The organism is Acidovorax sp. KPB24-03 (genome assembly GCF_057546605.1).
In genome coordinates, this window is record NZ_BAAJYR010000838.1 from 1 (window position 1) to 769 (window position 769).

The window sequence follows — 769 nt, forward strand, 5'->3', positions numbered from 1 at the left end:
CGCACCGCACCTGGGGCGATGCGCGCATCGGCGGGCTCAGCGCCCGCCGCGACGGCGACCGGGCGTGATCGAGGTCACCCGCCACGACGGCGACCGCCTGCAGTACGGCCCCGCCCGCATGCGCTTCGATGCCGCCACCGGCGAGACGCTCGCGCTGATCGACCCCGATTCGCCCGCCCTGCGCACCTACCGCGTGCTCTATGGCCTGCACCTGGCGCGCTTCGCCGGGCCGGGCATGCGCTGGGGCCTGTTCGGCTTCGGTGTGCTGGGCAGCCTGATGATCGCCACCGGCATGGTGCTGTGGAGCGTCAAGCGCCGCCAGCAGGCGCAGCGCAAGGGCGCCGCCGCGCCGCCGCTGCGGCGCGGCGAGCGCCTGGTGGCCAGCCTCAACGTGGCCCTGCTGGGCGGCCTGCCGCTGGCCACCGGCGTGTTCCTGGCCTCCAACCGGCTGCTGCCGCTGGACCTGGAAGGCCGGGCCGATGCCGAGCTGTCGTGCTTCTTCGGCGCGTGGGGCCTGGCCCTGCTGATCGGCATCGTGCGACCGGACCGCTGGGGCTGGAGCGTGCTGCTGGGCCTGGCGGGCGCGGTGTTCGCCGCGCTGCCGGTGTTGAACGCCTTCACCACGCACACCCACCTGGGCGTGACGCTGCCGGCCGGCGAATGGGTGTGGGCCGGCATGGACCTGTCGTTCCTGGCCACCGGTGCCCTGCTGGGCTGGATGGCCTGGCGGCTGCGCCCCGCGCGCGGGGCGAAAGCGGCCGCCGCCCAG

At 75.4% G+C, this 769-nt stretch carries 1 protein-coding gene; it reads left to right on the top strand.

The features are described 5' to 3' along the window. Positions 1-64: 64 nt before the first annotated feature. The coding region (locus AC27KI_RS26350; RefSeq protein WP_487116822.1) for a PepSY domain-containing protein at positions 65-769 on the top strand (705 nt) is incomplete at its 3' end.